14 protein-coding genes are annotated in these 15,797 nt (G+C 44.9%); 3 read left to right on the forward strand and 11 right to left on the reverse strand.

The window, feature by feature from the left end; all coding sequences use genetic code 11:
- The first annotated feature begins 138 nt into the window (after nucleotides 1-138).
- Complete coding sequence (locus tag EOO49_RS13180) at nucleotides 139-1,551, forward strand: glycosyltransferase (protein WP_290846434.1); 1,413 nt, start codon at nucleotides 139-141, stop codon at nucleotides 1,549-1,551.
- A gap of 3 nt (nucleotides 1,552-1,554) precedes the next feature.
- Here EOO49_RS13180 and EOO49_RS13185 read toward each other — a convergent pair whose 3' ends face one another.
- On the reverse strand, nucleotides 1,555-2,328 hold the full coding sequence (locus EOO49_RS13185; RefSeq protein WP_290846436.1) for a PH domain-containing protein: 774 nt from the start codon (nucleotides 2,326-2,328) through the stop codon (nucleotides 1,555-1,557).
- Nucleotides 2,329-2,571: 243 nt separating this feature from the next.
- On the opposite strand from EOO49_RS13185, the gene EOO49_RS13190 reads away from it, so the two are divergent.
- Nucleotides 2,572-2,823 carry a hypothetical protein gene (locus tag EOO49_RS13190; RefSeq protein WP_290846438.1) on the forward strand — a complete coding sequence of 84 codons (252 nt, stop codon included), beginning with the start codon at nucleotides 2,572-2,574 and terminating at the stop codon, nucleotides 2,821-2,823.
- A 95-nt stretch (nucleotides 2,824-2,918) separates the two neighbouring features.
- Here EOO49_RS13190 and EOO49_RS13195 read toward each other — a convergent pair whose 3' ends face one another.
- The gene (locus tag EOO49_RS13195; RefSeq protein WP_290846440.1) at nucleotides 2,919-3,110 is read right to left on the reverse strand and encodes a cold-shock protein; all 192 of its coding nucleotides are present in this window, start codon (nucleotides 3,108-3,110) and stop codon (nucleotides 2,919-2,921) included.
- Between the two features lie 81 nt (nucleotides 3,111-3,191).
- The gene (locus tag EOO49_RS13200; RefSeq protein WP_290846442.1) at nucleotides 3,192-3,962 is read right to left on the reverse strand and encodes an NYN domain-containing protein; all 771 of its coding nucleotides are present in this window, start codon (nucleotides 3,960-3,962) and stop codon (nucleotides 3,192-3,194) included.
- Nucleotides 3,963-4,153: 191 nt separating this feature from the next.
- Here EOO49_RS13200 and EOO49_RS13205 point away from each other — a divergent pair, with 191 nt between their 5' ends.
- A complete protein-coding gene (locus EOO49_RS13205) occupies nucleotides 4,154-5,248 on the forward strand; it encodes an acyl-CoA desaturase (protein ID WP_290846444.1) in 1,095 nt (364 codons plus the stop codon).
- Between the two features lie 457 nt (nucleotides 5,249-5,705).
- On the opposite strand, the gene EOO49_RS13210 is transcribed toward EOO49_RS13205, so the two are convergent.
- From EOO49_RS13210 to EOO49_RS13245, 8 genes are all read right to left on the reverse strand, one after another.
- Nucleotides 5,706-6,302 carry a mobile mystery protein B gene (locus tag EOO49_RS13210; RefSeq protein WP_290846446.1) on the reverse strand — a complete coding sequence of 199 codons (597 nt, stop codon included), beginning with the start codon at nucleotides 6,300-6,302 and terminating at the stop codon, nucleotides 5,706-5,708.
- Nucleotides 6,293-6,736 carry a mobile mystery protein A gene (locus tag EOO49_RS13215; protein ID WP_290846448.1) on the reverse strand — a complete coding sequence of 148 codons (444 nt, stop codon included), beginning with the start codon at nucleotides 6,734-6,736 and terminating at the stop codon, nucleotides 6,293-6,295. The genes EOO49_RS13210 and EOO49_RS13215 overlap by 10 nt, the downstream gene beginning before the upstream one ends.
- Nucleotides 6,737-6,957: 221 nt before the next feature.
- Nucleotides 6,958-8,121 carry an aldose epimerase family protein gene (locus tag EOO49_RS13220; RefSeq protein ID WP_290846450.1) on the reverse strand — a complete coding sequence of 388 codons (1,164 nt, stop codon included), beginning with the start codon at nucleotides 8,119-8,121 and terminating at the stop codon, nucleotides 6,958-6,960.
- A gap of 8 nt (nucleotides 8,122-8,129) precedes the next feature.
- Nucleotides 8,130-10,097 (reverse strand): alpha-L-arabinofuranosidase C-terminal domain-containing protein, encoded by a 1,968-nt coding sequence (locus EOO49_RS13225; protein WP_290846452.1) that lies wholly within the window; start codon nucleotides 10,095-10,097, stop codon nucleotides 8,130-8,132.
- Between the two features lie 145 nt (nucleotides 10,098-10,242).
- Nucleotides 10,243-12,222 carry a glycoside hydrolase family 127 protein gene (locus EOO49_RS13230; RefSeq protein WP_290846454.1) on the reverse strand — a complete coding sequence of 660 codons (1,980 nt, stop codon included), beginning with the start codon at nucleotides 12,220-12,222 and terminating at the stop codon, nucleotides 10,243-10,245.
- 43 nt (nucleotides 12,223-12,265) lie between these two features.
- Nucleotides 12,266-13,267 (reverse strand): arabinan endo-1,5-alpha-L-arabinosidase, encoded by a 1,002-nt coding sequence (locus EOO49_RS13235; RefSeq protein ID WP_290846456.1) that lies wholly within the window; start codon nucleotides 13,265-13,267, stop codon nucleotides 12,266-12,268.
- Nucleotides 13,264-14,187, reverse strand: a complete 924-nt coding sequence (locus tag EOO49_RS13240; protein ID WP_290846457.1) for a glycoside hydrolase family 43 protein — start codon at nucleotides 14,185-14,187, stop codon at nucleotides 13,264-13,266. The genes EOO49_RS13235 and EOO49_RS13240 overlap by 4 nt, the downstream gene beginning before the upstream one ends.
- Nucleotides 14,187-15,791, reverse strand: coding sequence for an arabinan endo-1,5-alpha-L-arabinosidase (locus EOO49_RS13245; RefSeq protein ID WP_290846458.1), 1,605 nt, complete (start codon nucleotides 15,789-15,791; stop codon nucleotides 14,187-14,189). The genes EOO49_RS13240 and EOO49_RS13245 overlap by 1 nt, the downstream gene beginning before the upstream one ends.
- Nucleotides 15,792-15,797: the final 6 nt, after the last annotated feature.

Below are 15,797 nucleotides of genomic sequence, written 5' to 3' on the forward strand. Positions count from 1 at the left end.
TGTGGAATCGCACATCAAATTGTGGAAAATCCCCATTAAAATGCGCCTCGAAACCTTGTAACCCCTTGAAAATAGGGTGAATTTGACACAGGCATGGTCATTGTTTTCTACATCATCGTAACACATAAACAGTACGACATGAAAGCCGAAACAATTACATCTTCTCAGTTCCGAACATTAAAAGCCGAAACCGCCCAGGTTTTCGATCTCAAAAGACGGATGCCGATTAAAACGCCATGGGGAACTTTGGTGCTCGTTGGAAGTTTTATCGCCATGATCGCGGCTTCGGTGGCGCTTTTCTCGCTTCAAGATGACTTTACCCAATTCAATTCCGAACGATTGGAATCGAGTTGGAGTTTTTGGTTTTTAATTGTGACATCAATACTTTTCGCATTCAAATTCCTGTTTTTTATCTACAACGCCGTTTTGTATTTCAAGTACAAGCCGACCGATTCTGTTTCGAGCGAAGAACTTCCCATTTGTACAATCATTGTTCCCGCATACAACGAGGGAAAGTTGGTTTTCCAGACATTGATGAGTTTGGCCGAAAGTGATTATCCGCAGGAAAAATTGCAACTGTTGGCCATTGACGACGGAAGCAAGGACGATACCTGGTATTGGATCCAACAGGCGAAAATCAAGCTGGGCGAGCGTTTGACCGTGCATCAGCAACCCAAAAACATGGGAAAAAGACACGCACTTTACTACGGCTTCCACAACGGAACCGGAGACATTTTCGTGACTGTCGACAGCGATTCGGTAGTGGAGAAAAACACGCTTCGCAACTTGGTCAGTCCGTTTATCAAGGATGACAAATGTGGCGCTGTTGCCGGAAATATCAGGGTTTTGAACAATCAGAAAGCGATTCTTCCGAAGATGTTGAACGTGAGTTTCGTGATGAGTTTCGAGTTTATGCGTTCGGCCGAAGGTACGCTGAATTCTGTGATGTGTACGCCTGGCGCTTTGGCAGCTTACCGTCGCGAATCTGTTTTTGCTTGTCTTGAGGATTGGATCAACCAGACTTTTATGGGACAACCGAGTGATATCGGCGAAGACCGCGCCATGACGAACATGATCCTGAAACAAGGCAAACGCGTGCTGTTCCAGAAAAATGCCGTGGCTTACACGACGGCGCCCGAAAAATACAGCGGACTTTACAAGATGTTCATTCGATGGGATCGCAGTAACGTTCGCGAAAATCTCATGATGGCGAAATTTGTTTTCAAGAACTTCCGCGAGGACAATAAAATCGGGACGCGACTTTTGTTCATCAACCAATGCTCGAAAATCCTGATGACTTATCCGCTCGCGTTTTTCACCTTATTTTTTGCCGTGACTTATCCGGCTTTGTTCTTTGCCTCAACGCTTGCCGGGATTCTTGTGATGTCTACTTTTCCGGTATTGTTCTATGCAAAAAAATACACGTTTTCTCAAGCTTTGTGGGCTTACTCTTATAGCATTCTTTATACTTTCGGATTGTTTTGGGTCACACCTTACGCGGTTGCCACTGCCGCCAAACGTGGTTGGTTGACTCGGGAAATATCCGCTTGACCGCTAGAGTTTTTCCAATAGCAGCGCTTTTTTGGAGCTGAATTCATCATCGGTCAAAATACCTTTCGATCTCAGGTCAGCAAGTTTTTCTATTTGACCGAGAATGTCGGGTTCGGCCTGAACAATTGTTGGAGACGAAGGTTTTACGGCTGTTTTTTGTCGGATAAATTCAGAGAAATCTTTTGCTCCTACAATCATATTGATTTTTGCGGTGTTTCCGGAACAGATGATTTTTAGAATTCCTTTCATGAAGCCTGTTTCTACGGAAACCGAAGAAATCCTGTCGTAGGGAAAGTCTTCCATCTTGATTCCGAAGCTCAGCATCGACTTATCGATAAAAATCAAACGTTGGTTCGTGGCGATCAAAAGGCCGTGGCCCGAGCCTTTTCCTTCGTCCAAATATCCCGATTCCAGTTTTTCGATTACTTCGTCAGATGTGAGAATTTCGGGCAACTCTCCTATTTCTCTTTTGTTGACTACCGACGGATTCAATTTTGCCACGATTAACTTGATTTCGGCAAGCCTTTCGTTTTGCGAATTGATCTTGCCCTTGTAATCTTCTACTTTCTTGTCAAAGGCTTGCTTTTTATCGGCTTTGATTTGTTGCTTCAGCGAATTGATGCTATCGACCGCCGCTTTGAATTCTCCATTTGTGAACATGATTGGCTTGCTTGCCATGTCGATTCTTCCGTTATTGTTCAGTTTGAGAAGACAGGAAGTGCAGACGACGGCAAAATCCTTCGTAAGACCTTTGTTGAACAAAGGTGTGTTGAACATTCCCAATTTTTTAGTGCAGACGATACAATTTGCCATAATTTCGATTTAGTGTCGGCTATTCGACTTTTCTGTCAAATGTAAAACTGCAATTACGATCGATTTTACGGTTTTCCGTAACTGGTTATTTCGTATAATTGAAATCGACTCGATCGTAGCCTTTCTCTCACATAAACCCATATTTTTCCCAATATTGTCGCAGTTTGAGACCAATCGCGGAAACTAGGGTTACCTTCACCAAAAAACATGAAGAAAGACATGCTGAAGTGGCTCAAAGAGCTTTTGGCCGAGAAAGACAGCGTCGAAAGAAACTCGTTGAAGCGAAAAATCCTGACGAGTTACCCAAAACTTCGCTACGTTGTAAACGATAGGGAACGCGAGGCGAAGAGCAAGGAAAATCTCAAGGATTCCATGTCGGCTTATTGCAAGGATGTGAACGAGTCGACTCGCATGCATTTGTTGGAAAACATCGCCAATTTTGAACGACAATTCGTTTGATCGCACAAAATCTTTAGAAGGAAAATCAAAATAGAAGATACAAAAAAGCCAGTCCTAATAAAGACTGGCTTTTGTACAGGTAGCAAATATATCGTTTAGATAGCTGTTACGTTTACTGCATTAAGTCCTCTTTTTCCCTGCTCTACAGAGTAAGTGACTTGTTGGTTTTCACGAACTTGACCGTTAAGGCCTGTGATGTGCACGAAAATATCGTCGCCTCCGTCGTTAGGAGTGATAAATCCGAAGCCTTTCTCTTCGTTGAAAAATTTGATTGTACCTTCTTTCATCTTGTAAAATTGTAAAAATATTTTTGCGAAGATAGTCTTTAATTTGAAGATTGTCAGTTTTTTACAAAAGTATTTTAAAAATTATCCATTTAGTTTTTTCGGACGCCTTTTTGGGGCGCGTTTCGGCTCTGTACTGATCTCTCTCTGAACAACCGGATTCTGCTCATTGCGAACGACTTTGTAGTGCGGAAGGCTCTGAAAAAGCTGCGTCAGATTCTTGAACCCGTAAGCTCTCGCATCGAAACTCGGATCGATTTTTCTCAAGGTCAATCCCAATTTTGACACATAAACTTCTTCTTCACCTTCAACCGATGATATGTCGAAAGCTTTGTCGATAAAAGAAATGTCGAGTTTGTCGGGTTTGGCTTGGGCCGATGTTTCGGTATTTTCGGGATCTTGAGATTTCACCTGAACGCCCAGAATATTCTCGCTGAACGTAAAAATCTCGCAAGACTGCACGAAAGCTTTCGGCGTTTGCTTCTGCCCGATTCCCATCATGAAAATGCCTTCCTCGCGGATTCTTTTGGCCAATCCGGTGTAATCACTATCGCTCGAGACGATGCAGAAACCGTGTACTTTGTCGCCGTGCAAGATGTCCATCGCATCGATTATGAGTGCGCCATCGGTTGAATTCTTGCCACTTGTATAAGAAAACTTCTGAACCGGATTGAACGAATATTGGTTGATAATGTCTTTCCAGCCGTTCATTTGCTGTTGCGTCCAGTCGCCGTAGATTCTTCTGATCGTCGCTTTTCCGTACTTGGAAACTTCCTCGAGCATCGCCCCGAGCAATTTCGGTTGGGCATTGTCGCCGTCGATCAGCACGGCTATATTGAAATTGGGTTTGTCCATAATTTGTATTACTTTTTCCAAAGGTGCGAATTCATTTTGCCAAATGTCATATTATTGCCAAAAAACGACGTCTTTCTGTTAAATATCGGAAATATAAAACCCTACGGCACTATTACCCGTAATATGGAGTTATATTGCCACAATAGTTTAATCCCCATTTCTCAATACGATGCAGTTTTCTGCATAATTCAATGTCAAATCCAATATTAAAATTTCAAGGCGCCGCAAGGTCTAAGTTTTTGGCTGTTGCCAATTCCCGTGTCAACGCTTATTTCCGTGAGGCCAATATTTCCAAACAGGCCAACGCTGAAATGTGGGTGAAAGCCGGCGTTTACCTTGTTGCGTTTTTCGGATTGTATGCCTTGATCATCTCGAACGCCTTCACGCCTTGGGCTATGTTCGGATTCGCCGTTGCGCTGGGAATCGTAAGTGCTTGCGTCGGATTCAACGTTTGCCACGATGCGATTCACGGCTCGTTCTCCGAAAACAAAACGGTGAACAAAATGCTTGGCTCGATTTTCTACCTTTTGGGCGCGAACCCTTATGTTTGGAGCATTTCCCACAATATGGTACACCACAATTTCACGAATATTCCAGGTCACGACGAAGATATCGAGATTGCGCCGGGTTTGATCAGAATAACGTCTGACGAACCGATTTTCAAAGTCCAGAAATTCCAGCATTTATACGCGTTTCCTTTGTACAGCCTGGCTTCGTTGTCTTGGTTGTTCAGAAAGGACTTCAAGAAATTCTTTCAGCCGACGCTTGGTCCGATCGTAAAGAACCATCCGAAAATAGAATACTTCAACCTGTTTTTCTACAAAGCGGTTTACGTGTTTTTGTTCATCGTTTTGCCTTTGATTTTCCTCGACGTCACCTGGTATCAATTTATTTTCGGATTCATCGCTTTGCACTTCGCCCAAGGTTTGACGATGGGCTTGGTTTTCCAGTTGGCGCACGTAGTAGAAGGCACAGATTTCCCGATTCCGAACGATTCGGGCAACATCGAGGAAAATTGGGCCGAACACCAAATGCAGACCACGGCGAATTTCTCTACACAGAGTCGCGTAGCGGGATTTTTGCTCGGCGGACTCAACCGTCAGATCGAACACCATTTGTTCCCGACGATATGTCACATCCACTACCCAAAAATTGGGGAAATCCTGAAAGAAACGGCCACCGAATTCGGGATTCCTTACATCGAGCACCGCACGTTCTTGTGCGCTTTGCGTTCGCATTATAAGGTTTTGAAGAAGTTTGGGAATGAGGCTCGGGTGGCGGCTTGAATTGTTGTTCTTGTCAGGATTCTTCCGTTTCGTAAACTTGCTGTTGTTGTCGAAAAAAGCTTTTTAGGGCATTCGATGTTTCACATTGGAGTGACAGCTTTTTCGTCATATCGGAAAACGCCCTCCATCATGCCGAACCAAATGTCGCCTTTTTTGTCTTCGGCAATCCCGAAAAATCATCTTATTTTTGTCGATTCTGCTTTTTAAAAATCCAGACGCTTGTTCGGCGCCGAAGTTCTTTTTTAATCTTCGCTTGTCCAGATATCTCCAGTGATAGCGTTTGGTACACCATTGGAACTGACTTCCAAATTGTGGATAAGTTAGGCGTCCGTTGTCGTCGTTCAACTCAGAAATACAAAAATTAGTGTGTTTTTCATTTTATGGTCGAACGTTTCTAAGTGTGAATTTGGAAAATCAAACTTGTAAATTCAACTAGGTCAGCGTAAGCTTTATTCTTCTAATTCTTTGCGAAGTCAATTAAGGGATTTATATCGCCGTTGTCTCCCGCTCGAATCGCGTTGATGTAATTTCGCCTTGTTTCATCTTGTTTGACCATATTGGAATTGTTCCAGGTAAATGGATCTTTGCCGAATATAGCTTCCATAATAATATCTGCCATAATCCTCGAGTGACGGCCATTTCCGTTTGCAAAACAATGTATGTTCACAAGACGGTGCTTGAATCGAATTGCAATCTCATCGTTGGGAAATATTTCATTTTGAATCCAATACTCTGTGTCGTCGAGCAGCATTTTAAGTTCACTGCCAATTTTGTACCACGAAATTCCAATATTTTTTTCTGACTTTCGGAATTCGCCAGCCCAGGACCAAACGTCGCCCAGCATTTTTTTATGCAGTTTTTTGACGAATCCTTCCGTGAGTATTTGATCGCTCTTGAACCGCGAGCTAATTGTCCACGCTATTGCCTTTTCGATATTCAGTTGTTCGTGTTCATCGAGCTCACCATGAGTTGTAATTGTTTTTAGGAGTAAACCATTTTTCTCCTCTTCGCTCAAAGGTGTTTGTCCATCTTCATATTTTAAATTCAGTCCCATAAGGATTTATTCATCTCTCTTTTAATTTCCTGCGCTAAGTCTTTGATCGCATTTTCTATCGTCTCATTCGAATTTCCTTGATTTTCAAGTTTCATATTTTGATTGGTACGCATCACGATCTTTTTAGCGAGTGCGGTTGCCTTAACATCCACTAAATTTTCGATTGATCCATTATAAGGAACAAATCCATAAACGAACTTCATTTCAAGTGCTTCCCCGATCTCTTTTAAAGACTTTAAACTTAAGGAACCAGAAACCTCGCGATGTTCAATTTGTTTCGCGCCTTGTTTAGTGATATTCAATTTTTTCCCTAATTGTTCCAAGGTCATATTAAGCGTTGTTCTGATACTATATATCCATCCGACATCAGGAATTACAACATTTTGAGTTCCTATAAATGGTCTGATCTTTTTGTCAAGTTGTTCGGTAATCAATTTTCTTTGGGTTCGCATCTAGTAAAAGTAAAGTAATCTGTTTACAAATATAAAATAATGTCATCTAAATAGTTGACTTATTAAAAAATTTGTCAACTTATAGATTGACTTTTTCCTATAAAAGTAAATATATGTGTTGACAGTAAACGATAATGCGTGATGTCCAAACAAAAAAAGCCGATCCAAAGACCGACTTCCTAAAACTAACTAACCCAAAATTTTTATTTCGTAGAAAACCTATAAACCGTCTTCGAACTGTACTTTTTCCCAGCATCAAGCGTAGTAGTCGGGAATTTTGGCTGATTCGGAGAATCCGGGAAATGTTGCGTCTCCAAACAAAGTCCCGAGCGCTTCTCGTACTTGCCTCCGTTTTTCGAAGCGTGCGTTCCGTCGAGGAAATTTCCACTGTAAAATTGCACGGCGGGCTCGTTTGTCGAAACCGTCATCAAACGCCCCGAAGCCGCGTGGTACAAACTCCCGACTTCTTTCATGTCCGGTTTAGCATCGGTGAAAACCCAGCAATGATCGTAGCCTTGGCCTTTCTTGAGTTGGTCGTCGGCGGCGTCGATGTCTTTTCCTATGGCTTTGGCCGATGTGAAATCAAAAGGCGTTCCTTTTACCGGTTTCAACTCGCCCGTCGGAATCAAAGTCGCGTCTACCGGAAGAAATTTGTCGGCTGCCAAAACCAGTTCGTGATCGAGGATTGTCTTGCCGTTTCCAGATAGGTTGAAATACGAATGCTGTGTCAAGTTGACGATTGTCTTCTTATCCGATTCGGCTTCGTAGTCGATCTCAAGCCCGTTCTCGTTCGTAAGCTTATAAGTCACGGACACTTTTAGGTTGCCCGGATAACCTTCTTCTCCGTCTTTGGCAGTATAAACGAACTTTATTGCAGGAAAGTCGCCTTCAATCGGTTCAGCTGTCCAGACTCTTTTGTCGAAACCTTTTCCGCCGTGAAGCGAGTTCGGGCCGTCGTTAACCGTGAGTTGATACGGCTTTCCGTCTAGCGAGAATTTACCTTTCGCGATTCGGTTTCCATAACGACCGATGATTCCGCCAAAGAAATACGGATTCCCGTTGAAATATTCTTCGGGCGTCGTATAACCCAAAACAACATCTTCGAACTTTCCATTTTTGTCGGGCGCGGTTAATTTTGTGATGATTCCACCGTATGTGATCACGTCCATTTCCATGCCGTTCGCATTCGTAAGTTTGTACTGCTCGATGGGCGTACCGTCAGGCGTTTTGGCGTATTCCGACTTTGTTATCGAACTCTTTTTCGCTTCAGGATTCTGTGTCACGGCTTCTGATTTTTCTTCGTTTTTACACCCGATCAAGGTCGCAGTCAGCATCAGGAACAAAGCTGTTTGTTTAATGTTTTTCATATAGTTGGTTATTGCATTTTTACTTTGAGTATGACGAACGAATAAGCGGGAATTTCTACGCTTAATGCACTGTTTTTGGTGGCAAACTCGCTTGTTTTTGGCGTAATATTCTCTTTTTGGAAATTGTTTTCAGATTTCAGATCGTCGGCAGACAAAACCGTCATCGTTCCCTTGGAGGCGACTTTTTTACCTTTCAAGTTAATGTCGGTTTTTTGCGCTTTATTTCCCGTATTGACAACTTTCAGGATTACTTCTTTCGTGTTTTGGTCGATAACCGAAGTTGCGTACATATTATTTTTACCCGTAATCGGCTGTCCTTTTTCGGTAATCCTGACCAAATCTGTCCCAGGATTCTGTCCGTACATTTGTTGCACGTAATAATTCGGAGTCGCGTAAGATTCGAGATTGTTGAACCAAATCAAATCTGGCGTCCATTGCCAACCTTCGGCGTGAGCGAAAAGTGGCGCGTAAGAAGTCATGTTCACGACATCGGCATTTCGCTCCAAACCTGTCATGAATGCGGCTTCGGCAAGTGCGCAATCCCAATTATTCTTGTTGTCGGGCGAGGCGATCGCGTTCGATTGGGCCGCGTATTCACCCGCAAAAACTTTCGGGCCACGTCGGTCGTATTTGTCGTAACGGTTCGCATTCTCCTTGAACCACTGAGGCGAATTGTAATAGTGTTCATCGACGATTTGGGCGTTCAGCTCCTTGAGCTGCTTCCATCCGAAGTCAAAATAATCGCCTGTCGGAAAAGGTCCGGAACCCGAAACGATCTCGATCTTCGGATATTTCGCGTGAATCGCCTTCTCGAAAACCTTGTAACGGTCGATGTAATCTTGTCCCCATTGTTCATTTCCGACGCCGATGAATTTGAGATCGAACGGCTTCGGATGTCCCATTTCGGCACGCACTTTTCCCCAAACCGTCGTCTGGTCGCCGTTCGCGAATTCGATCAGATCGAGCGCATCCTGAATATAAGGATCGAGTTCGTTCATCGGAACCAATTCGGCTGTATTGAACTGGCACGCCATTCCGCAACTCAAGATTGGGAGCGGGCTCGCGCCAATGTCTTCGGCCAATTGAAAATACTCAAAAAACCCAAGTCCGAACGATTGGAAATAATCTGGCGCGGGACGATGCGCAAATTCGGTGTTCCATCGGTTGATCAAAAACTCGCGATCTTCCGGTTTCCCGATGGATTTCTTCCACTGATAGCGTTGCGCCAACGTTCTTCCTTCGACGATGCATCCGCCGGGAAAGCGCAGAAATCCTGGATTCAGATCGTATAATTTCTGAACCAAATCCTTCCGCATTCCACCGGGACGGCCTTTCCAGGTATCTTTCGGGAAAACCGAAATCATGTCGAGATTCACGACGCCATTTCCTTCAAAAGTGATTTTAAGTTTTGCTTTGGCCTCGGTCGCGCTAGGTTGCAAAACTGCCGAATATTTCTTCCAGTCTTTTGCATCCGCCTTGACCGATGTTTCTGCCAGCATTTTGCCGTTAGCATCCACAAATTGGAATATAATACGCGAAATACTTCCGGAAACATTCTGTGCCATTAGCGAAAGATCATAAGTTTCGCCAGATTTGACCCCGATGCCTTTGAAACCTTCGTTGACCAAAACGTAGCCTTTGTCGTCCTTGACCTGAACGCGGCAAATCGATTTGTTGGTCTTTCCACCAGATTCGATCACGGTCGCATAACCCGAATTTTCGTTGAGTTTATGCCTGTCGGAATTCGGCTGAAGCCAACCCATAAGCGGATCTTCGAATTCGAACGAGCGGTTTTTGACGAGTTCGGCATATAAACCGCCATCGGCTCCAAAGTTGATGTCTTCGAAGAAAATTCCGTACATCGTGGGTTGGATTTTGATGCCCGTATCTTTAAAATCGAGCTCGTATTTGTTTTGTGCTTGGGCAATCGCAGTGGCCGCAAACGTTAGGAGTACTGACTTTTTTAAGTTGTTCATTTTGGTTTTTTGCTGCAAATTATTCTTAAATAGTTTTAACCTCGAATTCGCGAATTTAAGCACCTCAACGAAAATCAAATTCACGAATTCGCGGTTCAGACTTTATATTACTTGGCGGCGTCACTTTGTTGAATCCAGGCGGATTTTACTTCTTCGGCAACCAGACTTTCATTTTCCCAACGCCTCGATTCGACCAGGCATAATAAGGAATCGCAGTAAAATTCTGGTTCCCGTTTTTCATTTCCAAAGTCTGCACGCCGAGCAATAAATCAGGACGTTTTTTGATACTGAATTTCGAGGTATTGGAAATCGCCAAAGCGTCAAAATTGTTCGCATTATCGATTTGCTCGAAAGCATAAACGATTGGGCCGTATTCGAGAGCGAGCTTTCCTTTGTCTTCCGAAACTTGGCTGTTTGCTTCGACTTTTCGCACTTCCATAGGGAAATTGACTTCGATTTTGTCACCTTTTTTCCAAGTTCTGTCCACAACGAAATAACCGTTTTCGATTTTTGCGTTCTCCGATTTACCGTTGATCTTCAATTGCGCTTTTGCTCCCGATTTGGAAGTATAAGCGTACAAATCTGAAGGTAAAACCTCGTTTCTTGCCCAACCCGGAATTCTGAGTTTTATCGTGAACTTTCCCTCTTTTTGCGGATTTACTCCTACGTTCACTTTTCCGTTCCAAGGATATTCCGTTTGTTGTGTAACCGCAATTTTTTGGCCGTTTAAGTCTACGGACGCATTGTTCGACATATATAAATTCACGTACAAAACATCTTTCTGTTTGGCGTAAATCAATCCCGGAATCGCGGGTATGAACCTGATGAGATTCGTCGGGCAACAAGAGCAGTCGAACCAGCCTTGGCGCGTGCAAGATCCGCGGTTCGATTTGTAGACGCCGTCTGATTCCAAGGCATTCGGATAGAAAAATTCGGTTCCGGTGAGCGACATTCCCGAAATCAGGCCATTAAACATTGTGCGCTCGACAATGTCGTAATAGCTGACGTTTCCGGTGAAGTTGAACATGCGCTCGTTCCAGTAAACATCGCCGATTGCCGCACAAGTTTCGTTGTAGGCCGTAAGATTCGGAAGTTCGTAATTCTTTCCGAAAGCTTCTCCATCGTGCTTCGCCCCGATTCCGCCTGTCAGGTACATTTTCTTCTGAACCATGTTTTCCCAAATCTTATCGACGGCATTTCGGTAGGCTTTGTCTTGGTAGATCGCGGCAATATCGGTCATTCCGGCATACATATAAGTAGCGCGAACCGCGTGCCCGACGGCTTCGTCCTGCTCGACGACAGGAATGTGATCTTGCGAATACTCGCCATACAACTCGTGCGATTTGGCGTTTCCGCGATTGTCGAGAAAATATTTTGCGAGTTTCAGATAGTCTTTTTTTCCGGTTATCTGGTACAATTTTATCAAACCCGTCTCGATTATCTGATGTCCCGGAACGCGCTGCAATTTCCCAGGTTCGTCACCGAAAGTCTTCACGAAAAGATCGGCGTTCTTGAGTGCGATGTCGAGAAAATTGCGCTTTCCGGTTGCCCAAAAGTGTGTTGCGGCGGCTTCGTACAAATGTCCGGCGTTGTAGTCTTCGTGGCTCATGAACATAAATTCCCAACGCACGCCTTTGTCGACTTTCACCCAATCGGCGGGTGGTTTGGCCGGATTTATCGTGCGCCAAGTCGTGAGATAACCGTCTTTTTCCTGTCCGATTTTTATAATTCCGACGATAGAATCAAGCGTTTTTTCAAGTTTCGGATTCGGGGAAGAAATCAGCGAATTCGATGCGCCTTCGACAATTTTATAAACGTCGGTATCGTCGAACGGCATTTGGCCTCTAACCTCGCCTTTCAGCTTTCCGCCGGCGATCAAAAAGTTGTCGAAACGCCCTTCGTCGGCGCATTTCTTTATCGCATAATAGATCGTTTTTTCCTGTACGCGTTTGATGATCGGAAGCCAGAACGCATCGGTAACTTTTACGTCGGCAATCGGAACAGACGAAATCGGATACATTCCGGTTGGATCGCTAACCGCACTTTTTGTTCGTTTATCCTGCTGCGAACAAAAGAATATAAGCGAAAATGCGATTGCTGTTATTTTGAGATAATTCGTAATCATGTCGTTTGTTTAGTGACGGATCTGACTTAGCAATTTACGGCTGTCAATCCATCGGATCGACTTTGGGCCATCCGTTTTCCCATCGGATCTGTTTTATTTTTAGTTTCGGTTTTCCCTTGTCCTTCGAATCGTAGGCGTGAAAAACCAGATAATCTTTTGAATTGAAGGTGTAAGCGCTGTTGTGTCCGACGCCTGACCAGTTTTTGTTGCCCTCGATCACCAAAGTGCCGCCGCCCTGAAACAGCGATTTTCCATCTGAATCCAAATAAGGTCCGGTCGCTTCTTTCGAACGTCCGACGACAACTTTATAGGTCGAATTTTCTCCGCGGCAACAAAAATCCCACGAAAGAAAAAGGTAGTAAAAATCATCTTTTTTAAACACGAAAGGCGCTTCGAGAGCCGCATTTCCGGGATTTTCATCTTCTAGTTTGAAATCGCGTTCGCGTCTGGCGACCGTGTGCCATTCCTCGGGTTTTGCTATCGATTTCAGGTCAGGTGAGAGTTTCACTATTTTGAGTCCGTCCCAAAAAGAACCGAATGACAGCCAAGGCGTTCCTTTTTCGTCGATGACCAAATTCGGATCGATCGCATTCCACAAATCCCGATTCGGAACAGATTGCAAAATTATTCCGTTATCCTGCCACTTGTAGTTTTTATCGGATGGATTCAGCGTTTTATTCGTGGCCAATCCGATAGCCGAAGTATTTTTCGCAAACGACGAAACCGAATGGAACAGATAGTATTGTCCGTTGTGAAACGAAATGTCGGGCGCCCAAATGTGGTTCTTAAAATCTGACGCGACTGACGTTCCCCATTTCGGAGCTTCCGGAAACACCGGTTTTTCCTTTTTCCACTGCTTCATATCCGCAGACGAAAACACCGAAATTCCATTGCCCGTGCAGAAAAGATAATACGTCCCATTTTGTTCGATCATCACGGGATCGTGCACGATTGTCTCGTTTATGGGCAGCGTTTCCTGCGAAAAAACACTGCCATAAACGAATAACAAACCAAAAAATATAACCCTGATTTTCAATAGTTTCATAAACCTTCCGAGGTCATGACGACGCGTTTCATCGTGCCGTCCTTGTTGTAATAAAGCCTGTCGATGCAAACCGAACGGCGAAAACTGCCGCCATGCGTATTGATCGAGCCGTTGTGATAGATAAAATATGATTTGCCTTTGAAATCGATGATCGCCTGATGGTTCGTGTTCGAATTTCCGGCGATCTCATTGAGGATTCCTTTGTATTCCCACGGACCTGTCGGCGATTTGCTCATGGCATAGGAAATCTTTTCGGGAAACTCTGACGCGTACGACAAATAGTACCAATTTCCGCGTTTATGCAACCAAGGCGCTTCGGTAAAATTCGGAAGTTTTAGTGCGGTTATCTCTCCCGGAAACGAAGTCATATCGGCATTCAATTTCACGTATTTGCACATTTGGTTTCCCCAATACAAATAGGCCTGTTTGTCGTCGTCGATGAAAACCGTCGGATCGATGTCATCCCAAGCAATCGAGACCTGTTTGGTCATTTCGTTCGTGATCAAAGCCTTGCCGATCGCGTCCTTGAACGGGCCGAGAGGCGAATCTGAGACCGCGACTCCAATCGCTTTTCCGGGATGCGTTTCATCGTGCTCGACCGTAACGTACCAATAGAACTTGCCGTTTCTTTCGATGACCTGCGAAGCCCAAGCGTCGCCTTTTGCCCATTTGAAAGCCTTGGCGTCAAGCGGAACCGGATGCGATTTCCAATGTTTCAGATCTGAAGAAGAATAAACCAGCCACTCGTTCATCTTGTAAAAGTTGAAGTCGTTTGGCGCTTCGTCGTGTCCGGCGTAGAGATAAACCGAATCTTTGTACACCAAAGCAGCCGGATCGGCAGTATAAACGTCCTTTATTATCGGGTTTTGTGCCGATGCGAGTCCGAAGGCCAATAAAATAGTGTAAGCGCACTTTCTCATCAGTATTTTCTTTTTCCCCAAATCGCTTTTCCGCTTTCCGAAAATCCGCTGATTGTTATCGTGCGACGGCGTGGCGATGCTTCCCAATCCCAACCGTTAGAGACTTTGCATTCGCGTCCGTTAAGCAGCAAGGTTTTTGTCGCATCATCGTAACTCCAGTTTCCTGTCATTGCGCCGGTCATCGTTCCATTCGAGCTGAACAAAACCGAAGCCGAACGCTGAATTTGTCTGTATTGGTAGTCCATTTGGATGATTTCCCAGTTTCCGGTGAGATCGGCATTCGTGATCTGCACTTGTGGCACCGCGGCATAACGTTCCGGTGAAACGACCGGCCATCCGTCAGACGTCCATTGCAATTCTCTCACGTGACCCATCATGACCGCGTTCGAAACATTGATTCCGGGAACGTTTTCCGGCAATCTTCCCTGAGACGCGAAAAACCATTTTCCCGAAGCGTCGTCCTTGAAAACCGAACAATGCGAAATTCCGACCCAACCTGTGTGCGTCCCAAAAGCATACGGATGCGTCAACATCGGCCAACATTCGGCTCCGGCAGAAACATCTTCTCCGTTGTAACCCAAATAGGGCCCGTCTATACTCGTCGAACGCGCGACTCTCGTGTTGTAAGCGACCGAAAGTTCGTCGTAGGCCATGAACAAATAATAGAATCCGGTGTCTGGATTGTAGATGATTTCGGCACCTTCCAAAGCTTGCCAGCGGTTTGTGGCAATGTTTCCGCGTCCGGCGATTCGCGTTCCGTAATCTTGAATCGTGTTGAGTTGGTAAGGTTTTCCAGTTGCCGGATCGAGTTTTACCGAAGCGATTCCAGTCATCCAAGAACCATAAACCAAGTGATGGTCGCCATTCTGCGCCACGATGTAACTCGGGTCGATGCCGTTGAATTTGTAGTACGAATTCCAGTCGTTCGCGCCGCTTCTCACGTAATCTGTCACGCCGTCAGGCTCAGAACAGATCACCATTCCCTTGTCGACCCAATTGTTCGATTCGAGACTCGTGGTTTCCATCAATCCGATGTACGGCCGTTCGCCCCAAGACAAATCAGGATTCGTGCCCGTGATCAATTCGTTTACGACGATGCTGTAATACATGCGGTAAACGCCTCCGACTTTTCTCACGACGGGCGCCCAATACCCGTAATTCGGATTTTCGATTGGCGACAAACCCATTTGTGCGCGCTTGGCATTCATGGTTTCCTTGACCCAAGCCGGCGCGGCGGCCATCGTAGAACCGAGATATTCCCAATTCACCAAATCTGTCGAACGGCGCGCGTGGAAATGTCCATGGCCTTCGTGCGCATTTCCGTAGGACGCATCGGTTTGGTACATATAATAGTAATTGCCTTCCTTGACGACCGTCGGATCGTGGACGTTGGCCAGATTCCATTGATTGCGCGTTGCCCAACTCGAAATTGAGGTGTAATTGTCGGGATAGGTCGGACCAGCGAACGTTTCCACGTAAGGTGGATTTTGCGGATCGACCGGAACAGATGTCGTCGCACTGTCTTCATCGGAACAAGAAATCAATCCGGCGAAGACCGAAACAGAAAGCGCGATTTTTAGGCAGATGTTGTGTGTTTTTTTCATGATTGG

The organism is Flavobacterium sp., from assembly GCF_004295795.1.
In the GTDB taxonomy this organism is placed as follows: domain Bacteria; phylum Bacteroidota; class Bacteroidia; order Flavobacteriales; family Flavobacteriaceae; genus Flavobacterium.